Source organism: Nocardiopsis gilva YIM 90087 (assembly GCF_002263495.1).
GTDB lineage: Bacteria > Actinomycetota > Actinomycetes > Streptosporangiales > Streptosporangiaceae > Nocardiopsis_C > Nocardiopsis_C gilva.
This window is the reverse complement of record NZ_CP022753.1, coordinates 3,191,150-3,209,881: the sequence shown is the minus strand read 5'-3', so window position 1 is coordinate 3,209,881 and position 18,732 is coordinate 3,191,150. Positions and strand designations below refer to the sequence as shown.

The window sequence follows — 18,732 nt, the reverse complement described above, 5'->3', positions numbered from 1 at the left end:
ACCTTTCCAACCCCGAGGAGCAGCGCGGAACATGAACGCCCCCAGCCCCTTCACTCCCACTCCCCCGCCCCGACGGACCTGGCTGCGGCGGGCCGCGATCGCTGTGGCGGCCGTCCTGCTGGTGGGCGTCGCCGTGTGGGTGGCCCCCTCCGTGATGTGCGGCGGCCCGGGGTCCGACACCTCCCTCGTCGACGGCCAGTGCGTCGGGGTCACCGACGGCTCGTTCGTGTTCGACCGCAGGTTCGACGAGATCCAGCAGCGGATCAAGGCGGAGAACGACCGGGTCGCCTGGCAGTCCAAGCCCTCCGTCAAGGTGGCGCTGCTGACCACCCTGACGCCGACGGAGAAGAGTCCGATGGACACCTGGCGGGTGCGCAGCTCGTTGGAGGGCGCCTACGTCGCGCAGATGCGCGCCAACCACGGTGTGGAACTCGGCGATCAGCTGCCGCTGACCCAGCTGTACCTGGCCAACGAGGGCAGCCACCAGGCGCAGTGGGAACCGGTGGCGCAGGAACTCGTCGAGATGACCGAGGACGAAGCCCCGCTGGTCGCGGTGATCGGCCTGGGAGTGAGCATCACCGCCACCGAGGAGGCGGCGCAGTACTTCTCCGACCGGCAGATCCCCATGGTCTCGGCGGTCGTCACCGCCGACGGACTGGACTACAACGGGTTCCCCGGCCTGTTGCGGGCCTCGCCCAGCAACAGCCAGTACGTGGACGCGCTGGACGCCTATATCGATGATCAGAAGGACCTGGAGTCGGCCATCCTGGTCAACGACTCGAACGATCCGGACCTCTTCGTCGCGACCTTGCGCGAGGCCTACGAGCGGGAGCTGTCCGGCATGTTCAAGGACTTCCCAGCGCTGCCGTTCCGCGGATCGACGCTCGGCGAAACCCCGCGTGCCGGCCTGTTCGACGCGATCACACGCAACATCTGCACCGCCGATCCCGACATGGTCGTCTACGCCGGACGCACCCAGGACCTGCACACGTTCATCGACTCGCTCTCTGTGCGGGTCTGCCGCAACGACCCGCTGACCGTGGTCTTCTCAGTGACGGGACTGTCCATCCTGAAGGACGAGGAGGCCCTGGAGAAGCTGAAGAAGGGCAATGTCACCCTCGTCTACGCGTCGGCCACCGACCCGGACTGGTCGGAGAACCCGGATGAGGCCCCCGAGTACTTCCCTGCCTTCCTCTCCGCCTACACGAGGTTCGTCGGCCGCGATTCCGACGCCCTGGACGACGGCTACGCGGTCATGCACCACGACGCGATGGCCACGGCTGTCTCGGCGGTCCGCATCGCCCAGCCGGTGGAGGGGGAGGGACTGCGACCGATGGACGTGTACGACGCGCTGCTCCTCCTCCATACCGCGCACCCGGTCCCGGGCGCGAGCGGCACGCTGAGCTTCACCCAGGAAGGCAACGGCAACCCCGGCGGCAAGGTCATCCCGGTCATCGAGGTGCGCGGACCCGATGAGGTGAAGGCCGTCGAAGGCGACCCCTACGTCACACCGGCGGAATAGCCGCGCACCGCACGGCCGCGGTTACGGCTCCGCGGTAACCGCGGCGATTCCTCCCCCACCCTCCCCCTCGCAATCGTCATACCTGGTCATGACGCCGCGTCGGAATGAATCTCGGACGGACCGGCAAATCGACCCCGGAAATATACGGAAACGCCTGAGCGCGCCCCTGATGCGGGGGTACTGTTCTGAGCCACGCAGAACAGCAGGTGCAGAACGACCGGTACTTTGCGCGGTCGTCGGCCTCTTCGGAGGTCACGCCCGCGCTCCGAGGATTTGTGCATTCTATGACGTTAGGTGTTGCGGTGACGGGATCGAACGTCCCCGGCCCAACCGGGGAAGGACCTCCGGGTTCGGTGTCGGCGCCGCACGGACCGGCCAGACAGGTGGAGGCGCGCATCATCGTTCTCGGCCGTTGAAAGCCGGGGCGGCGAGAACACGTCAGCCACCGGGTCGGTTCACCTTCGGCTGGAATGCCAGGTAGTTGAATTCCGGGTATCCGATCATTCGGCGCACCTGGTGTCTGAAATCCCCCTGAGCCATTTCCCCGCCAACACGGAGACCCCGCATCGGCGTGTACCGATGCCGTCGTCCGTACCACCGGCGGGCACTTTTCAGTGCCCTCTGTATTTGTTACGTCCGAAATCAACCGTGTGACCCCATAAAGCCAGCCAACGCCGCGATGATGCTTTGACCGGTTTGGTCAGTCGCGGCCCGAACGTCGAACAACGACATACCGCCGACGGAGCGGTGAGTCAGCGGACCGCTTCTGAGCGGACAGCCCTGAGTGAGGAGATGCGCCGTGGCAGAGGTGCCGTCATCGGCCGGTCGCGACGACCAGCCCCGAACACAACCGCCGGGGAAGGAGGGACGCCAGGAGACGAGGAGAAAGGGTGCGGCCCGCAAGGGGCGGCTGCGCCGCTTCATGTCGTGGCTCGGGGGATCCGCCCCCTCCGCCTCCGTTCCGCAGCCCCCGCCCGTGACACCCGCCGGTGAGGGCACGGCGCCCAGAACCGGCGCACCCCCCGCGCCGCCCCCACCGTCGGCGCCCTCCGAAGCGGCGGTTCCCCCGGCTGCGTCCGCTCCCGACGGCGGACGCGACCAGGGCGCCGCGCGGGAGACGGCGATTCCGGAGCCGGCGGCCCCGCAGGTCGCGGCCTTCGACGAGCACGTCAGCCAGGCCGGGTACGACCACGCGTCCGCAGCGGAGCAGACGGCCATCGACGCCGCCGCGGCGCGCCAGGCCCGACTGATGACCGACACCCTCGCCAACCTCGCGATGCGCGACCTCACGCTCATCGACTCCCTGCTGGCCGTCGTGGAGGACTTGGAGGAAACTAGCGACGACCCTGACCTGCTCGAGCGGTTGTTCAAGATCGACAACCTCGCCACCCGGATGCGCCGCAACGGCGAGAACCTGCTGGTCCTCGCCGGGCAGGAGATCGACGACCCGCGCACCGACCCCGTGCCGCTGCTCGACGTGGCTCGTGCGGCCATCTCCGAGATCAGCGACTACGACCGGGTGCAGGTGGGCCGCCTGCCCTCGACCGCGCTGGCGGGCTCGGCCGCCGACGACCTCAGCCACCTCCTCGCGGAACTCCTGGACAACGCCACGGCGAAGTCGCCGGCGCACGCCCAGGTGGTCATCAGCGGACAGCGCATGTCCGACGGCCGCGTCCTGCTGGCCGTGGAGGACGAGGGCATCGGCATCTCCAGGGAGCAGATCGACGACCTGAACTACCGGCTCAACGGCAAGCCCGTGCTGGACGAGCAGGTCATTCGGCACATGGGCCTGTACGTGGTGAGCCTCCTCGCCCAGCAGCACGGCTTCGAGGTGCAACTGGAGTCGCGGGCGTTCCGCGGCATCAGCGCCTTCGTCATCGTGCCGACCGAGCTGCTGCGCGCGTCCTCCCCGTACGGCGCCCCCACGCAGGAGCCGCGGCCGTCCATGCCCGCGCTGGTGTCGCCGAGCGCTCCCCCCGCGTCGCCGACGGGTCGTCACGCCCCGCACAGCGACAGCGACCGGTCGCCGGTCACGTCCGCCGGGCTACCCCGCCGCACCGCCAACCGCTCCCAGACCGCTCAGCGGATCGCCGAGGGGATGGACATGCCACCGACGGACGAGGGTGCGGAACCGCATACACCCACGGACTCATCGGAGAGGGCCGCGCGGATCAGCGCCGACCTCGACGGCTTCGTCCAGGGCGAGCAGGCGGCCTCAAGCCAGAACGATCCGTGAACACGATCCGTGACCTGTGAACAGGGCGCATGCCCCACCCCTCCGGTCCCTAGTAGAGAAAAGGGTTTCTCGAAATGAATCGCCAGCTGAGTGAGAATGCGGAGAGCTTCGCCTGGCTCGTCTCCAACTTCGTCGAAGAGGTTCCCGGAGTCGAGCACGCCATCGTGGTCTCCTCTGACGGACTCCTGCTGACCGCGTCGGACGCCTTCCCGATGGAACACGCCGAGCAGCTCGCGGCGATCGCCACCGGCCTGCACAGCCTCGCGCACAACGCCGCCCGGATTTTCTCGCGGGGCAACTGCGAGCAGCTCATCGTGCGCATGCAGCGCGGGCACCTCTTCGTGATGGCGATCAGTGACGGTTCGTCCCTCGCCGTCCTCACCTCCCCCGAGGCCGAGATGCGGATCGTCGCCTACCAGATGACGTTGCTCGTGGAAAGCGCCGCCCACGTCCTCACCCCCCAGTTGCGTTCCGAACTCCGCGAAGTGGTCGGCAACTAGTCAAGGCCGTCCGTCCAAACCATGCGTGAAGAGGTTGCCATCACATGAGCTATCGCAGGAGAAGGAGCGGCCGCATCCGCCCCTACACCTTCACGGGCGGGCGGACGAGATCACGGCATCCGCTCATGGTGCAGACGCTGGTGTCGATCGCGGACCCCGGAACCCAGCCGCCGTCGTCGATGATGCCGGAGGCACGCAACATCTTCGAGTTGTGCCGATCGACACGGTCCGTGGCGGAGCTGTCGGCGGAGCTGAAAATCCCGCTGGGCGTCACCCAGGTGCTGCTGAGCGACCTCGCCGATCAAGACCTCGTGTACATCCACCCGACCATCACCGGTCACAGTCCATCCGAAAACCAGGTTCTCGAGAGGGCTCTACGTGGTCTCGAACGACTCTTCCAGTGACAGCAGGTCGATGCTATCGACCAAGATCGTCATTGCCGGCGGCTTCGGGGCCGGGAAGACGACCCTGGTCAGCTCGGTCTCCGAAATCCCCCCGGTCGCCACCGAGGCCATCATGACCGAGGCCAGTGTGGGGCATGACGACACATCTGCCACCCCCTTCAAGACGACCACCACGGTCGCCATGGACTTCGGGCGCATCACCGTGGACCGGGAGCTGATCCTGTACATGTTCGGTACGCCCGGGCAGTCCCGCTTCTGGTTCATGTGGGATGACCTGGTGCGGGGTGCCGTCGGCGCCGTCGTGGTCGTGGACTGCCGCCGACTGGCCGACAGCTTCGACGCGGTGGACTACTTCGAAACGAACCGCCGCATCCCCTATATCGTGGCCCTGAATAGATTCGACGGCCATCTGGACTACTCGGTCGACCAGGTCCGCGAGGCTCTGGAGGTCGGCCCGGATGTGCAGATCGTCGACTTCGACGCGCGTGACACCCAGTCGTGCGGCGGTGTCCTGATGTCCCTCCTGCGGCACGCCCTGGAGCGCCCCCAGGACACCGAACTCGTTGGCTGACCCCGCCCCTCCGGGGCGGGGTCGCCCGTCCGTGTCCGCATGCTGTCGTCCGCAGGTCCGCATGTCCGTCGCGATCCCGATCCGTCGTCGGAGAGCTTCCCCGAGCCGCTGCCCCGACGACGGGATCGGCGGGACCCTGGGTCGGCTGGAACACCATCCAGGGGGTCACCGCCCCACAGCCGACAGCGACCGCAGCCGAGGGCACCACATCGCATAGACATCGCATCCATCTGAATCTCCCCCGCTGATCTGGCGGCCGACACTCGCGCCTGCCGCGCGGTGGTCGGTGGGTCAGTGCTGCGTCATGCGTGGGGTCTGACGGGCCCTCCGCCGCCGGTGGGTCGTGCCGGAGGCGAAGGGCGTCGGCTTCGGCGACCGGACCACCGCCCACAGGTGCCCCTCAGGGGTCCGGCCAACCCAGCCCCGCTACCCGGCCCCGTCCAACCGGATACCGGTTCGCGCGCGGCGAGGACGCGTCCGGTGCGCCCCGGCCGCGCGGGCAGGGATGGGACACAGCCACTCCCTACCCGGCTTCAAGAGGCGGGACCTCGCCACGGAGACTTCAGGATGCGGCGACCCGAGGTATTCCCCATGACCCTCGGGCCGCCGCTGGAGGGTCCGCCTTGCGGTCGACCCCCGCTCCCCCAAAGCGCGGACCACCGGCGGACCATGGTCGAAGTCGATCCCCTGTCGATGTGAATTCAGTTCAGCGCATCTGAGAGCGACCGGCAAAGGTTGCAGAACGTTGCATCATCCTGACCAAGAGTCATTCGATGGATGCGCCGCATGCCGCCTCAGGCGACGCGCCGCATCGTGCGCCTGGGTCGCCGGGGGCGACGCTCCCAGCGCGCCGCTGCCGCTGCGCAGCGGGGATCAGGGCGCCGCCGGGTCGAGGTCCGCGCGGGCGCGGCGGATCCCGGGAGCGTGGGATCCGGGCATGAGTTCCATGGCGTCCTTCGGCGCGAGTACGGTGACGTCGACGTTCTCACTGAATCGGTAGGGACGGCTCTCCACGATCCCGCCGAGGTGGCGCCGGAGGCGGGACATTTCGGCGCGGACCGTCACCACGCGCTCCTCGTCCCCGAAGAGGTCGGCGGCGAGCTGGGCGGCGCTGCGCCCCTCCGGGTTCCGGGCCAGCAGGAACAGGAGTTCGGCGTGCCGCGCGGTGAGACGCTGGGTCCACTCCCCGCTGGGGCCGCCGACGGTGATGGACGCGGCCGGGGGCGCGGTGAGGTCGAGGCAGGCGCGCATCGCCGGGGCGGTCTCGGCGTCGGTCGGGCGGATCAGCCAGCCGCCGGGCAGCGGCTCCATTCGGCACTCGCCCAGCTTGGGCAGCCAGACGCGGTCGTGCTCCCCTCGCTTGGGCAGCGGGACGCGGCGCACCGGCTCCATGTTGACGACGGCGGCCGTCCACCCTTCGTCGTCGACCACCAGCGCTTTTTCCACCAGGCCGGCCAGGAGCGGGGCGGCGACCGAGCGCAGGCGCTCCAGATGCGCGTGGTGCATGCAGCGCAGCCGGGACTCGGCCAGCCGCGCCACGGCGTCGACCAGGGCGAGAGTGGAGGGGTGCGCGGTCGACGCTGGACCGGTCACGTCGATGACCCCGACGACGCGTCCTTCGCGGGGGTCGCGGATCGGTGCGCAGGCGCAGGTCAGGGAGTGCAGGCCGCGCACGTAGTGCTCGGCGGAGTAGACCTGGACGGGACGGCCGACCATCAGTGCCGTGCCGATGGCGTTGGTTCCGGCCGAGTATTCGTCCCAGGCGGCTCCGACGATCAGCCCGGCGCCGTCGGCGACGCGGCTGACCTCGCGGGGGCCGTCGCGCCATAGAACGCGACCCAGGTCGTCGGCGACAACCATGACGTGTCCGGCGTCCTCGGCCACGGGGACGAGGGATTGGCGCAGGAGGGGCATCAGGTCGGAGAGCGGGGAGTCGTTGCGGTGCCGCTGGATCTCCTCGCGCCGCAGCACCATGCTGGGCCTGCAGTGGTCGGGGTCGATGCGGTGGCGGAGCATGCGCCGCCACGACTCCTCGATGACCGGACGCAGCCGCGCGGGTGGGGACGACCCCGACAGCGTGGCCTCATGGACTCGGTGCAACAACCTGGCGTACTCCCGCGCATCGATGCCCGCAGGCAGGGCGGTGTCAAGGCGTGTTGGCGCCACTGTGACCCCATTGACCTCACTGGTAGGACGGATCACTTCATCCTTGTGGGGGTCGCGGTGGAGATCAACCGAAACCGCGAAGCCCGCCGTCCTTTGGTCGTGGTTCGCGGGGCGATGCGCCCGTTTTGACGGGAATCGCCGGTTGTGGGGAGGGGTAAACGACACGGGAGCCGGGCCGGGCGAGCGGCCGCACGACGGGGATCCCCCGCGCCCATGCGAAGGCCTTACACATTCTTGTCGTTACTTAGAATGACGCCACGTGTACTCTAAGCAATGTTTGCGGTAGGGAACCGACATAGGAAGCACGTCCGAGACATGGCCGGGATCGGAGATCTGTCAATGGGACGTCGAACCACATCCGCCGTGCTGGTCGCGCTGACAGCGGGCCTGCTGCTCGCCGGGTGCGCCCCGGAACTGGGCGAATTCAAGCGGGTCACCGGTGAGCTCTCGGCGGCTCTGCTGCGCCAGGAGGCCCAGGACGCCTTCGCCCGCAAGGGCCACCCCATCCAGGGGAAGCTCAAGTGTCGGCCGGACATCAAGCAGCCCACCGACCTGGTGGTGGAGTGCACCGGGCTGACACACGCCGAGGCGGAGGCCCACTTCACCGGCATGATCGACCGCTACCGGCTGGCCCGGCAGGATCCGGGCGACGCCAGCCTGCCCGGGAAGTACCGCGGCACGGTCGACGGCAAGGAGGTCTTCCGGATGAACTGCTTCAGCTGCAAGCCGCACCTGCCCTCGGGCGCGTCCTGACCGGCGCGTGAGGGGCGATCGCGGCGGCTCCTGGTCGACCTGGACCGCCCGCCCCGGGGCAGCGCATGGACGGGGCGGGTGCGGGCATGGAGGCGGCTAGTCCGGGTGCCGCTCGCGCCACTCATCGATGACGCGGTCGACGTCGTAGGGCATCAGATTGAGGGGCGGCCCGGGGAGGGGCCGCCCGAGAGCGTCGCGGATCTTTTCGTTGATGTCCTCAACGATCCTGCGCGCCCGAACCTCGGTCGTCGCCTCCCGGGCCGCGGCAAGCGCGTCCTCCGCCTCCTTGCGCAGAGCGAGGGTCGGCGGCAGGAGGGAGACGTTCTCCTCGCGCAGCTTCTTCTTGACCCACCAGTTCTCGTCGTAGGGCTTGTCGAGGTCGGGGATGGGCTTACCGGCCCCCGGCAGATCGTCGAAGTCGCCACGCTCCGTCGCCTCGCGGATCTGCCGGTCGACCCACGATTCGAAGCTCACGCCCGGTGGCTTGCGTTCGGTCATGGCGCGGATCCCTCCTCCTGCCGCCAACGGTCCCGGGGCCGACACGCTCCACGCTATGCGCTCGGCACCCACGCGTCTCGGCGCACCCCGGACCTTCCTGATACACTCGTATCATAATGGTACATCGGTACCATGAACAGCGGGCCCGCCCGTACGAGAGGATGAACCCGTGCCCAGAACCGCCGACCACGACCAGCGCCGCGCACAGATCGCCGAGGGACTGGTCCGAGTCGCCGGGCGCGAGGGCCTCCACGCCGTCACGATGCGGTCCGTGGCCGCCGAGGCCGGCGTCTCCCTGCGGCTCGTGCAGTACTACTTCGAGAGCAAGGCGCAGCTGATGCACGCGGCCCTGCTCCACCTGGAGCGCGGGAGCAACGAGCGGTGGGCGGCACGGCTGGCCGAGCTGCCGAGTCCGCACACGGCGCGCGACTACTTGGAGGCGTTCCTCGCCGAGGCGCTGCCGACCGACGAGCGCAGCCGTGTCTTCCATCTGGTGTGGACCTCCTACGCGGTCCTGGCGATGACCGACGCGGGGTTGGCCGACCAGCCGTTCGTCGAGGGCCCCAACCGGCTCGAACGGCAGCTCGCGGACGTGCTGCGCGCGGCCCGGGCCACCGGCGAACTGCCCGCCGGCCTCGACCCCGACTGCGAGGCCGCCCGCCTGACCGCCGTCAACCACGGGCTGGGCACCAGCGTCCTGGTCGGACAACGCACCCCGGAGGCGGCCCAGGCCGTCCTGCGCTACCACCTCGACCGCCTCTTCGGCGCCGAGGACGCCGCGCCGCGCGCCTGACGGCCACGGAGGGCATTCCCCGCCCCTTCCGGGGCCGCGCACGCCCCGTGAGCTAGCGTGACCATGCCGTCGCACCCGCGTCGCGCTGGTCGCAGAGGAGAATGGGGAGGCCAATGCTGCTGGATACGGGGGCCGTCGCGCGGACCGATGTCCCCGCGGTGCGGGTGGGCGACGAGGCGCTCGACCGCGAGGGGCTGTGGTCGGCCGCCGCGGCCGTGGCCGAACGGGTGGCCGGTGCTCCAGCGGTGGCGGTGCACGGCGACGCGCACCTGTCGACGATCGTCGCGGTCGTCGGCGGCCTGATGGCCGGGGTGCCGGTGGTACCGGTCCCGGCCGATTCCGGCGTGGAAGAGCGGCGGCACATTCTGCGCGACTCCGGCGCCGCGCTGTGGCTGGGGAGACGGCAGGAGGGTGTGGACCTGCCGGTCGTCCCCGTCGATCCCGCCGCCCGCTCATCGGCCTCGATGCCCGAGCCCGCGCCGGAGTCCACGGCGCTGATCATGTACACCTCCGGGACCACCGGACCGCCCAAGGGGGTGGTCATCCCGCGGCGGGCCATCGCCGCCGACCTCGACGCGCTGGCCGACGCGTGGGCGTGGACCCGCGATGACGTGCTGGTGCACGGCCTGCCGATGTTCCACGTCCACGGGCTCGTCCTCGGCGTGCTGGGCGCGCTGCGGGTGGGCAGCCCGCTGATCCACACCGTGCGGCCCACGCCTGTCGCCTACGCCGCCGCGGCGCGGGCCGGGGGCACCCTGTTCTTCGGCGTGCCCACCGTGTGGTCACGCGTCACGGCGGACCCCGACAGCATGCGGGCGCTGTCCGGGGCGCGTCTTCTGGTGTCGGGCAGCGCGCCGCTGCCCGACACGGTGGCGCACCACCTTTCCGCCTCGATCGGGCTCTCTCCCGTCGAGCGGTATGGGATGACCGAAACCCTGATCACGCTCGCTGCCCGTGCTGACGCGCCCCGGCGCACGGGGTGGGTCGGTACGGCACTGAACGGTGTGGAGTCGCGGCTGCGCGGTGAGCACGGGGAGGAGATCCCGGCGGACGGGGAGAGCACGGGCGAGCTGCAGATCCGCGGCGCGACCGTGTTCGACGGCTACCTCGGCCTGCCGGAGGCGACCGCGGCCGGATGGACGGACGACGGGTGGTTCCGCACGGGCGACGCCGCGGTCCTCGATGCGGACGGGTGGCACCGCATCGTGGGACGGATGTCGACGGACCTGATCAAGAGCGGCGGCTACCGCATCGGGGCGGGCGAGATCGAGGCCGTGCTCCGCGACCACCCCGCGGTGCGCGAGGCGGCCGTGGTGGGCGAGGCCGATGACGATCTCGGCCAGCGGATCGTGGCCTACCTCGTCGGCGAGGGCATCGAAGCCCAGGACGTCATCGACTTCGTGGCCGGACGGCTCTCGGCGCACAAGCGCCCGCGCGAGGTGCGGGTGGTCGATTCGCTGCCGCGCAACGCCATGGGCAAGATCCAGAAGAAGCTCCTGGGAGACGTGCGGCGCTGAGGTGGGTCCGTGTGACGCGCCCCGGCGGGCGCGGCACGCGGCGATCGTCAGGCCAAGATCCCCTGGCCGGGCGCGAGAATGCCCGCCGGGTCGTACGCACGCTTGGCGGCGGCGAAGACCGGCCACTGGTCGCCGAAGTGCGCCTCCCAGTCGCCACGGCTCATCGGGACGCTGCCGACCGGGTAGCGGACCGCGCCCAGGTCGCGCGCCCGCTCGTACAGTGACCGGTTGGCCGCGATCATCGCGTCAGCGTCAGGCACTCCCGGTCCGGGAGTGGCGGTCTTAAGCAGCGCGAAAAGGAACACCAAGCGGGTGTCGGGCGTCCTCGGCAGGGGCGTGCCCAGCAATGCTCTGGGGACCGGGTAGAGGAGCACGACGCCGCTGGGGCCGATGTCGGCGGCGGTGAGGCGCTCCATCACGGACGCGGTGAAGCCGTCGACGGCGGTGTCGGGGAGGAGCAGGTTCAGCCAGGGGTGCGGGTCGTACCACTCGCCGGTCCACTTGAGGTACTCGACGCCCGGGGCGACGCGGTCGGCGAAGTCGAGGTAGGTCATGTCCTCGATCTCCTCGGCACCGCGCTCGAAGGAGAGGTCGCCGAGGAGGGCGTCGTCGGGTTCGGTCCGGCCGTCGTGGTACGACGCGGCCTCCAGGGTGTAGCGCCAGCCCGGAGCACCGTCGGGTGCCGGTTCCGCGTTGCCTTCGACGTAGTCGAATCGGCCGTCGCCCACGACCCGGCGCTGGTCGGCGGTGAGGTCCCCGATCGTGGGATAGGGCAGCTCGTAGCGCCGCACCATGGGCGGGGCGGGGGTCAGCGCGACGGTGGCGCGGGTGATGATGGCGCACTGGCCGAGCCCGCCCAGGACGGCGTGGAACAGGTCGGCCCGTCGCTGCGGGGAGCACACCACGCGTGTGCCCGCGCCGGTGACCACCTCCAGCTCCCGGACCGTGTCGACCTGGGCGCCGTAGCGGTGGGTGGCGCCGCCGAGGCCGCCGACCGACAGTGTTCCGCCGACGGACAGGCCCAGGTAGTCGGTGAGAACGGGCGGGGTGCGCCCGTGGGCCAGGGTCACGCCGAGCACGTCACTCCATCGCGCACCGGCCTGGACCTCGGCACAGTCTTCGCGGACCTCGATGCCGCGCAGCGAACCCATCTCGATCACGAGACCGCCCTCGGCCTGCGCCTGCCCGTTGGTGGCGTGGCCCTGGCCGCACGCCGCCACCGGGATCCGGCGATCGCGGCAGTAGCGCACCATCACCTCGATGTCCGTGACCGAGCCGGGGTGCAGGACGGCGCGGGGGTAGTGCCGCGCGTGATGGCCGAAGTCGTCGGCGGCCGCCGCCCGTGAGAGGGGATCGACGGCCAGTTCACCGTCGAGCGGTGGCAGGCCGCAAAGGGGCGGTGCGCCCACTCCCCTGTCGCCGCTATCGCCGACCAGGGCCCGATCCGTTAGCTGATCATCCGTTCCGTTCACGTCCCTGTCGCCGTCGCCCATGTACCGGAGGATACGACGCGAGCATCGTCTCGATAACCACCCGAATGAATATTTTTCATTTTCAAGAATCCACGGCCAACGGATCACTCCTGGCCGCTGCAGTGAAATTCCGCGGCCCGGAATCTGCTCTATGAATCCCGGAATCCCGATCACATGGGACGACCACCCACGCCCGGTATCCGACATCCCGCCTACAAGTACGCGGGCAGAGCGACCGCTCGTCTCATCTCCGCAGGAGAGACAGCCGAGTCAGCAGTAGAAACACCCAGGCAGGAGCGCATGGGGAAGTCCTACACGCCAACCACACTCACGTGCCAGCGTAGTCCGCCGCCTCAGAGGCCGCATCCTTGATAGCTTCCTTCAGCTTCTTCGGACTTAGGGCATCGTTGTTGTCGATCTTGCTTCCGTTGATGTAAATCGACGGTGTGTCCTCGAACCTGTCCTTTCCGGGGTAACGGTCGATGGCGTCGTTCGTCGCCGCGACTACCTCGCCAACATACGTCCCGTCAAGTTCCGCCCCGTCGACACCGTTTTCGTCACCCCACGCCATCATTTCAGGATTTGACATCTCGAAAAGTTCGTCGACCTCGCCCAATTCTGCCGCCAGCATCACCAGAAGTTGGACGCATTCATCGTCGAACCAATACGCGACCTCCCTCTCGGACTCTAGGAGCGCCGAAAATTCACGGTCGTTGATCCCAACTTCCTTACCCCACTTTTGGAGGTCCCCCGCAGAGATATATTCGGTGTCTTCATCGTCCTCAGGCAGGTTCTTGAACAACTTGGCGGCGGGAGCCACGGGCCGTTCGGTTCTCCGCGGAGAACCGAACGGCGACACATGCGCATCTGCGGGTACCGGGCGCCTCGGACACCCTTCCCCACGGCCGGGGTTATGCGTGGACGGTGTCCACCTCGCCCGGGGACGCGTCCTTGACGGCCTTTTTCAGTGCCTTCGGCTTGAACGCGTCGTCGTGGTCGACCATTTTCCCGTTGATGTAGACCGACGGCGTGCCCACGAACGCGTCATCACCGGAATAGCGGTCGGAGACGGAGCTCGTCGCCGTGATCACCTCGCCGACATAGGTTCCGTCGAGGAAGGAGCTGTCCACGCCGTTGTCGTCGCCCCACTCGATCAGCTCGCCTACGGTCATGGTGGAAAGCTTTGCGGCGCCCAGCTTGTCCTGCGCCTCGCGCGTCAGACGCGGGGTGTAGTCGTCGACATAGGTGTCGACGATCTCGTCCTCTTCCTTGACCCGTTCGGCGAAGGCCGCGTCGTCGATTCCGACGTCCTCACCCCACGCGCTGAGGTCTTTGACCGAGAACCCGGATTCTCCCTCATTCGGCTGGTTCTCGAAGAGCAGATCGCTGAACTCCACGAACTTGCCGTAGTCGGCCGCCGCCCGGGCCGCCGCGGCCGCCCGCAGCGAATTGCTGCTGAGGGGGGCGGGCTGCTGGGAGAAGATGCTCACCGGCCGGTAGTGCACGATCGCCTCGCCGTCCGTTGCCAGCCGCTGGAGTGTGTCGCCGGACGCGTCCTCGAACTGCTGGCACGCCGGGCACTGGAAGTCCGCGTAGACCTCCACGACGGGCGCGTCGGCCCCCTTCTCCGCCAGCACCACGCTGCCGTCCTCCTGGAGGTGCTCCGGGCCGTCGCCGTCGCTCTCCCATGTCTTCCGATGCTCCGGTTCCGAACCGTCGGCGGCCTCCTCCTGTGCGGCCGCGCCGCCCGCGGTCCCCCCGTCGTTACCGGTGCCGAGAACCACCGCGGCGATGACGGCGACCAGCGCCACCACCAGAACACCGGCGACCACCATCGCCACGATCAGCGGGGTCTTCGACTTCTTGCCGCCCGGAGGGGGTCCGCCGACCGGAGGCATCCCGCCGGTGGGGGGCATCCCATAGCCGGGCGGGACGGGCACCTGAGGTGGGTGGGGCGGAGCCTGCGGAGGCCGCGACTGTCCGGGATAGGGCTGCGGGCCGTTACCGCCCTGGGGAGGGAAGGTCACAGGAGGCACTCGCTTTTCTAGGTTCTCGATCGGTCTCCGGTCGGTCTTTCCCTGTTCTCCGGGCAAAGGACCGACCGACAGATCACCCTATGTCGCCACGTGCTTCCCGTGACCGCAGCCCAGCGGCGCGCCAGTGGCCCGTCAGGCCGCCGTCAGCGCGCCTCCCTACGCTCAGCGGGACAACGGCGGAGAACCGCCGCGCCCCTCTGAGCCACCACTCCCCTCGACCGCGTCGGAGGAACATATGAACCCGCGGAACAGGAACATCCTCATCTCTGGCGGCGGCATCGCCGGACCCGCCCTGGCGTACTGGCTGCACCGCTACGGATTCACGCCGACGATCGTGGAGCGGGCACCGGCGGTTCGCACCGGGGGTCAGCGGATCGAGATGTCGGGGATCGGGATCGAGGCGTTCCACCACATGGGGATCACAGAGCAGGTCCGAGCCGCGGGCGGACCTCCGCCGACGTGGACCCTCTTCGCCGGCGCCGCGGACCGGCCGGTGGACCTGAACTTCTGGATGACCAACCCCCCGTCCGAGGTGGATCGTGGCTCCACGTCCGGATCCGGTGCGGGCGGCGACGGCGATGTCGCGATCAAACGCGGCGCCCTCTGCGACATCCTCTACAACCAGGTCCGCGGCAAGGTGGACTACATCTTCGACGACTCCATCATCGGGATCCGGCAGTCGGACGACGGGGTGGAGGTCACCTTCGAGACGGCAGGACCGGGCCGGTTCGACCTGGTCATCGGGGCCGACGGCCTGCACTCCAACGTCCGCTCGCTGGTTTTCGGCGACAGCGGGAAGTACACCCGCTTCCTCGGAACCAACCTGGCCATCTTCACCGTCGACAACTACCTCGGCCACCGGAACACGACGTGGTGGCACGTCTGGCCCTACCGTGGCTGCGCCATCACCACCTTCCCGGGCAACACCGAACTGGAGGGGGCCCTCCTCATCCGCAGCAAGCGGCCGCTGGACGTCCGCCACCTCAGCCGCGAGGAGCAGATGCGCTTCGTCGAGAAGATCTTCGGAAACGACGGCTGGGAGATCCCGCGGCTGCTGCGGGCGATGCGGGACTCCCCCGACTTCCACTTCGCCCCGTCGAGGCAGATCCGCATGGACTCGTGGTCCCGGGGGCGCGTGGCGCTGGTCGGCGATGCCGGCTACTGTCCGGACCCGATGACCGGCTTCGGCAGTTGCCTGGCCATGGCGGGTGCCCACATCCTGGCCGGAGAACTCAGGGCGGCCGGGGGCGACCACACCATCGCCCTGCCCGCCTACGAGGAGGCGATGCGCGCCATCGTCCCGGCGGGCCAGGGGATCGCGGACTTCAGTACCTCGTTCTTCGCGCCCCGGGCGGGCAGGACCGGGGTGTGGGCGCTGGAGCAGGTGATGCGGGCGATGTCGGTGCTCTCCCGCCTGGGTGCGCGGGCCGGCCTTCACCCACGGACCTGGGACCCCACGGCGGAGCTGTCGCTCAGGTCCTACGAGTCGCCCGCATAGGGAACGGCGCGCAGGACGCCCGATAGCATCGGCCGATGACGCGTTCGTACATCGCCGATATCTGGTTCGACCCGTCCTGCCCGTACAGCCGCCTGACCGCCCGGTGGCTGGTGGAGGTGGCGCGGGTACGTCCCGTCGAGGTCCGCTGGCGCGTCATGAGCCTGTCGGTGCTCAACGAGGGCCGCGACGACGACCCGGAAGGCGATCCCGAGGGGTACCTGTGGATCCCCGCGCGGATCTGCGCGGCGGTCCAGGAACGGCACGGGCACGCGGCGTTGGGACGGTTCTACGCCGCGCTGTGGGCCGACCGGGAACGCGGAGAAGGGGACTGGATCGGCGACATCGAACAGGCTTTGGCCGACGCCGACCTTCCCCGCGAGCTAGCCCGGGTGGGGATGTCGGAGGAGTACGACGACGCGTTGCGCGCCTCCCACGCCGCGGGCGTCGGCCTCGTCGGCGACCACGTCGGAACCCCGGTCATCGCGGCCACAAGCGCCGATGGCGAACGCGTGGCGTTCTTCGGCCCGGTCATCTCCGCCGTTCCCACCGGAGAACAGGCGGCGCGCCTGTGGGACGCCACCCTCGTCGTGGCCGCGACGCCCGGGTTCCACGAACTCAAGGGGCCGCCTCCGAGGGAACCCGCCGCCTGAGCACTGAACGGCCGGTGTGGTCAGTTCCGGAACCGCTCGATCACGGCGGCGAGCTCGTCGAGCTTCCGGAGAGTAGCGGATTCCGGCCCGGTGTCCAGGTGGAAGGTCGCCCGGTCGGCTCCCGCCTCGGCGAACTTGCCCAAGGTGGTGAGATCGCGCTCATCGGCGGGGGCGTTGAGAGTGACGTCGGTGCGGCCCTGGGCCGCCAGTGATTCGCGAACCTGGACGACCTCGTCGGGCGTGGTGTGCACCGGGAACCAACCGTCGCCATGGGCGGCGACCCGGGTCAGGGCGGCGCGGCTCTGGCCGCCGATGTAGATCGGCGGGTGCGGCCGCTGGACAGGCTTCGGCCACATGTGGATCGGGCCGAAGTCGACGTGGTCGCCGTGGAACTCGGCTTCGTCCCGGGTCCAGATCGCCTTCAGAGCGGCGATCTGCTCGTCCAGCAGTCGTCCGCGCGTGCGAGGGTCCGTGCCGTGGTTGCGCATCTCGGCTTTGTTCCAGCCCACGCCGACAGCGAGGATCACGCGGCCACCGGAGAGGAGGTCGAGGCTGGCGACCTCCTTGGCGGTGTGGATGACATCGCGCTGGATCAGCAGGGCGATGCCGGTACCGAGCACGAGGTTCGTTGTCGCGGAGGCCGCCGACGTCAGGGCGATAAACGGATCGAGCGTGCGATAGTACATGCGCGGCAGCTTCGTTCCGTCGGGCCATGCCGTTCCGCTGGGAATGTGCGAGTGCTCGGCCAGGAAAAGCGACTCGAATCCCCGTTCCTCCAGAGCTCTGCCCAGCGCATCGGGGCGGATGCCGTCGTCCGTGACGAATGTGGAGATACCGAATTTCATATCACCCGGAAACCCCGCCTCCGGCACCGCTATTCCCGAAATGCGGGGCCGCGGTCAGTCGTCCAGGGAGATCGCGCTCTTGACACGCTCGACGCGGGCGATGTTGTCGGACTCGGTGGCCGCGGACTCGTCCGGGAACGCGAGTTCCTGGTTGAGTTCGACGAAGGGGCGCATGCGCTGCTCGTAGCGGGCGAAGGCGGTGGGGTGGTCGTCGGAGGCCTTCCCCAGCTCGTCGGCGAGGATATAGGCGCCCACCAGGGCCAGGCTGGTGCCCTGGCCGGACAGCGGAGAGGGGCAGTGGGCGGCGTCGCCAACGAGGGCGACGCGGCCGCTGGACCAGGTATCCATGTGAATCTGGGCCATGGAGTCGAAGAAGAAGTCGTCGGCCTTCCACATGCCCTTCAGCAGGCGCGGGGTCTCCCAGCCCACGTTCGTGAAGCGCTCGGCCAGGAGGTGCTTCTGCGCCTCCGTGTTCCGGTAGTCGTATTCGAACGGCTCGGCCTCGAAACCCATCATCACGCGCAGCTGGGTGTTGTCGGGCGTGGGGTAGATGACGTAGGCGGCCTCGGGCGGATCCATGTACCAGATCTGCCAGTCCCGCAGGTCCAGGATGTTGTCCATGCTGAAGATCCCCACGTGGGCCTTCATCGGGCGGAGGAAGCGGCGCTCCTCGCCGAACGCCAGTCGGCGGACATTGGAGTGCAGGCCGTCGGCGCCCAGGACGAGGTCGAACGTGCGCGGTCCGCCCTGTTCGAATTCCACGCGCACGCCGGACGCGTCCTCCGTCAGGGAGGCGATGGAGTCGCCGAAGAGGTACTCGACGCCGTCGCGGGTCTTCCCGTGGAGCAGGCGGGTGAGGTCGTCGCGCATGAGTTCGATGTCGCCGCTGTCGAACCGGCCTCCGCTGTAGGTCATCTCGGTGGAGCGCTCGACCTCGTTGCCGTCGGCGTCGAGGACCGACTGACCGCGGAATCGGGTGCGTACGTCGCTCACCTCCTCCAGCAGTCCCATCCGCTCGATGACCTCCACGGCGGTACCGCGGATGTCGATGGCCTGCCCGCCGGGACGCGGCTCGGGGGCGCGTTCGACGACGGTCGGGGCGAAGCCTCGGCGGCGCAGCCAGTGGGCCAGGGTCAGTCCGGTGATGCTCGCCCCGGAGATGAGCACTGTGGGCATGGTGAAAGCTCCTCTGTCGCGTCTGTTCGCCGTGAGATACAACGTACGCGCCTGAATGTACATCGTATTTCTGTTCGCCCCAAAGGAGTTAACAA

At 69.1% G+C, this 18,732-nt stretch carries 17 protein-coding genes; 10 read left to right on the top strand and 7 right to left on the bottom strand.

Features of this window, described 5'->3' with window-relative positions; translation table 11 throughout:
* Positions 1 to 31: 31 nt before the first annotated feature.
* The 5 genes from CDO52_RS14590 (at position 32) to CDO52_RS14570 (ending at position 5,233) form a co-directional block, all read left to right on the top strand.
* Complete coding sequence (locus CDO52_RS14590; RefSeq protein WP_017618911.1) at positions 32 to 1,522, top strand: ABC transporter substrate-binding protein; 1,491 nt, start codon at positions 32 to 34, stop codon at positions 1,520 to 1,522.
* Positions 1,523 to 2,321: 799 nt separating this feature from the next.
* Positions 2,322 to 3,758 carry a sensor histidine kinase gene (locus CDO52_RS14585; protein ID WP_152471632.1) on the top strand — a complete coding sequence of 479 codons (1,437 nt, stop codon included), beginning with the start codon at positions 2,322 to 2,324 and terminating at the stop codon, positions 3,756 to 3,758.
* A gap of 74 nt (positions 3,759 to 3,832) precedes the next feature.
* Positions 3,833 to 4,258 (top strand): roadblock/LC7 domain-containing protein, encoded by a 426-nt coding sequence (locus CDO52_RS14580; RefSeq protein WP_017618909.1) that lies wholly within the window; start codon positions 3,833 to 3,835, stop codon positions 4,256 to 4,258.
* A 125-nt stretch (positions 4,259 to 4,383) separates the two neighbouring features.
* Entirely contained in the window at positions 4,384 to 4,662 is a 279-nt protein-coding gene (locus tag CDO52_RS14575) for a DUF742 domain-containing protein (RefSeq protein ID WP_017618908.1), read from the top strand.
* 10 nt (positions 4,663 to 4,672) lie between these two features.
* On the top strand, positions 4,673 to 5,233 hold the full coding sequence (locus CDO52_RS14570; protein WP_017618907.1) for a GTP-binding protein: 561 nt from the start codon (positions 4,673 to 4,675) through the stop codon (positions 5,231 to 5,233).
* Positions 5,234 to 6,106: 873 nt separating this feature from the next.
* Here CDO52_RS14570 and CDO52_RS14565 read toward each other — a convergent pair.
* Positions 6,107 to 7,249: a helix-turn-helix domain-containing protein gene (locus CDO52_RS14565; protein ID WP_017618906.1), complete on the bottom strand. Its 1,143-nt coding sequence runs from the start codon at positions 7,247 to 7,249 to the stop codon at positions 6,107 to 6,109.
* Positions 7,250 to 7,738: 489 nt separating this feature from the next.
* On the opposite strand from CDO52_RS14565, the gene CDO52_RS14560 reads away from it, so the two are divergent.
* Positions 7,739 to 8,152: a hypothetical protein gene (locus tag CDO52_RS14560; protein ID WP_152471631.1), complete on the top strand. Its 414-nt coding sequence runs from the start codon at positions 7,739 to 7,741 to the stop codon at positions 8,150 to 8,152.
* A gap of 96 nt (positions 8,153 to 8,248) precedes the next feature.
* Here CDO52_RS14560 and CDO52_RS14555 read toward each other — a convergent pair whose 3' ends face one another.
* Complete coding sequence (locus CDO52_RS14555; RefSeq protein ID WP_017618904.1) at positions 8,249 to 8,650, bottom strand: DnaJ family domain-containing protein; 402 nt, start codon at positions 8,648 to 8,650, stop codon at positions 8,249 to 8,251.
* 169 nt (positions 8,651 to 8,819) lie between these two features.
* Here CDO52_RS14555 and CDO52_RS14550 point away from each other — a divergent pair, with 169 nt between their 5' ends.
* A complete protein-coding gene (locus tag CDO52_RS14550) occupies positions 8,820 to 9,443 on the top strand; it encodes a TetR/AcrR family transcriptional regulator (protein WP_094932454.1) in 624 nt (207 codons plus the stop codon).
* A gap of 113 nt (positions 9,444 to 9,556) precedes the next feature.
* Positions 9,557 to 10,960 carry an acyl-CoA synthetase gene (locus CDO52_RS14545; RefSeq protein ID WP_017618902.1) on the top strand — a complete coding sequence of 468 codons (1,404 nt, stop codon included), beginning with the start codon at positions 9,557 to 9,559 and terminating at the stop codon, positions 10,958 to 10,960.
* Between the two features lie 47 nt (positions 10,961 to 11,007).
* Here CDO52_RS14545 and CDO52_RS14540 read toward each other — a convergent pair whose 3' ends face one another.
* From CDO52_RS14540 to CDO52_RS14530, 3 genes are all read right to left on the bottom strand, one after another.
* Positions 11,008 to 12,453, bottom strand: a complete 1,446-nt coding sequence (locus tag CDO52_RS14540; RefSeq protein ID WP_198345733.1) for an FAD-binding protein — start codon at positions 12,451 to 12,453, stop codon at positions 11,008 to 11,010.
* 307 nt (positions 12,454 to 12,760) lie between these two features.
* Positions 12,761 to 13,252, bottom strand: coding sequence for a DsbA family protein (locus CDO52_RS14535; protein WP_017618900.1), 492 nt, complete (start codon positions 13,250 to 13,252; stop codon positions 12,761 to 12,763).
* Positions 13,253 to 13,343: 91 nt separating this feature from the next.
* Complete coding sequence (locus tag CDO52_RS14530; RefSeq protein ID WP_232524179.1) at positions 13,344 to 14,372, bottom strand: DsbA family protein; 1,029 nt, start codon at positions 14,370 to 14,372, stop codon at positions 13,344 to 13,346.
* Between the two features lie 331 nt (positions 14,373 to 14,703).
* Here CDO52_RS14530 and CDO52_RS14525 point away from each other — a divergent pair, with 331 nt between their 5' ends.
* Positions 14,704 to 15,966: an FAD-dependent monooxygenase gene (locus CDO52_RS14525; RefSeq protein ID WP_017618898.1), complete on the top strand. Its 1,263-nt coding sequence runs from the start codon at positions 14,704 to 14,706 to the stop codon at positions 15,964 to 15,966.
* Positions 15,967 to 16,001: 35 nt separating this feature from the next.
* Entirely contained in the window at positions 16,002 to 16,616 is a 615-nt protein-coding gene (locus tag CDO52_RS14520) for a DsbA family protein (protein WP_017618897.1), read from the top strand.
* A 20-nt stretch (positions 16,617 to 16,636) separates the two neighbouring features.
* Here the strand turns inward: CDO52_RS14520 and CDO52_RS14515 are convergent, their stop codons facing one another.
* Both CDO52_RS14515 and CDO52_RS14510 read right to left on the bottom strand, forming a co-directional pair.
* A complete protein-coding gene (locus CDO52_RS14515) occupies positions 16,637 to 17,461 on the bottom strand; it encodes an LLM class F420-dependent oxidoreductase (protein WP_094932453.1) in 825 nt (274 codons plus the stop codon).
* 54 nt (positions 17,462 to 17,515) lie between these two features.
* Entirely contained in the window at positions 17,516 to 18,637 is a 1,122-nt protein-coding gene (locus CDO52_RS14510) for an FAD-dependent monooxygenase (protein ID WP_017618895.1), read from the bottom strand.
* Positions 18,638 to 18,732: the final 95 nt, after the last annotated feature.

What these genes read in the sequence shown, in the direction of transcription:
- CDO52_RS14545 (WP_017618902.1), top strand. Translation starts at nt 9,557, where the DNA reads ATGCTGCTGGATACGGGGGCCGTCGCGCGGACCGATGTCCCCGCGGTG.
- CDO52_RS14515 (WP_094932453.1), bottom strand. Translation starts at nt 17,461, where the DNA reads ATGAAATTCGGTATCTCCACATTCGTCACGGACGACGGCATCCGCCCC.
- CDO52_RS14555 (WP_017618904.1), bottom strand. Translation starts at nt 8,650, where the DNA reads ATGACCGAACGCAAGCCACCGGGCGTGAGCTTCGAATCGTGGGTCGAC.
- CDO52_RS14520 (WP_017618897.1), top strand. Translation starts at nt 16,002, where the DNA reads ATGACGCGTTCGTACATCGCCGATATCTGGTTCGACCCGTCCTGCCCG.
- CDO52_RS14510 (WP_017618895.1), bottom strand. Translation starts at nt 18,637, where the DNA reads ATGCCCACAGTGCTCATCTCCGGGGCGAGCATCACCGGACTGACCCTG.
- CDO52_RS14525 (WP_017618898.1), top strand. Translation starts at nt 14,704, where the DNA reads ATGAACCCGCGGAACAGGAACATCCTCATCTCTGGCGGCGGCATCGCC.
- CDO52_RS14575 (WP_017618908.1), top strand. Translation starts at nt 4,384, where the DNA reads ATGGTGCAGACGCTGGTGTCGATCGCGGACCCCGGAACCCAGCCGCCG.
- CDO52_RS14560 (WP_152471631.1), top strand. Translation starts at nt 7,739, where the DNA reads ATGGGACGTCGAACCACATCCGCCGTGCTGGTCGCGCTGACAGCGGGC.
- CDO52_RS14580 (WP_017618909.1), top strand. Translation starts at nt 3,833, where the DNA reads ATGAATCGCCAGCTGAGTGAGAATGCGGAGAGCTTCGCCTGGCTCGTC.
- CDO52_RS14570 (WP_017618907.1), top strand. Translation starts at nt 4,673, where the DNA reads ATGCTATCGACCAAGATCGTCATTGCCGGCGGCTTCGGGGCCGGGAAG.
- CDO52_RS14540 (WP_198345733.1), bottom strand. Translation starts at nt 12,453, where the DNA reads ATGGGCGACGGCGACAGGGACGTGAACGGAACGGATGATCAGCTAACG.
- CDO52_RS14565 (WP_017618906.1), bottom strand. Translation starts at nt 7,249, where the DNA reads ATGCTCCGCCACCGCATCGACCCCGACCACTGCAGGCCCAGCATGGTG.
- CDO52_RS14590 (WP_017618911.1), top strand. Translation starts at nt 32, where the DNA reads ATGAACGCCCCCAGCCCCTTCACTCCCACTCCCCCGCCCCGACGGACC.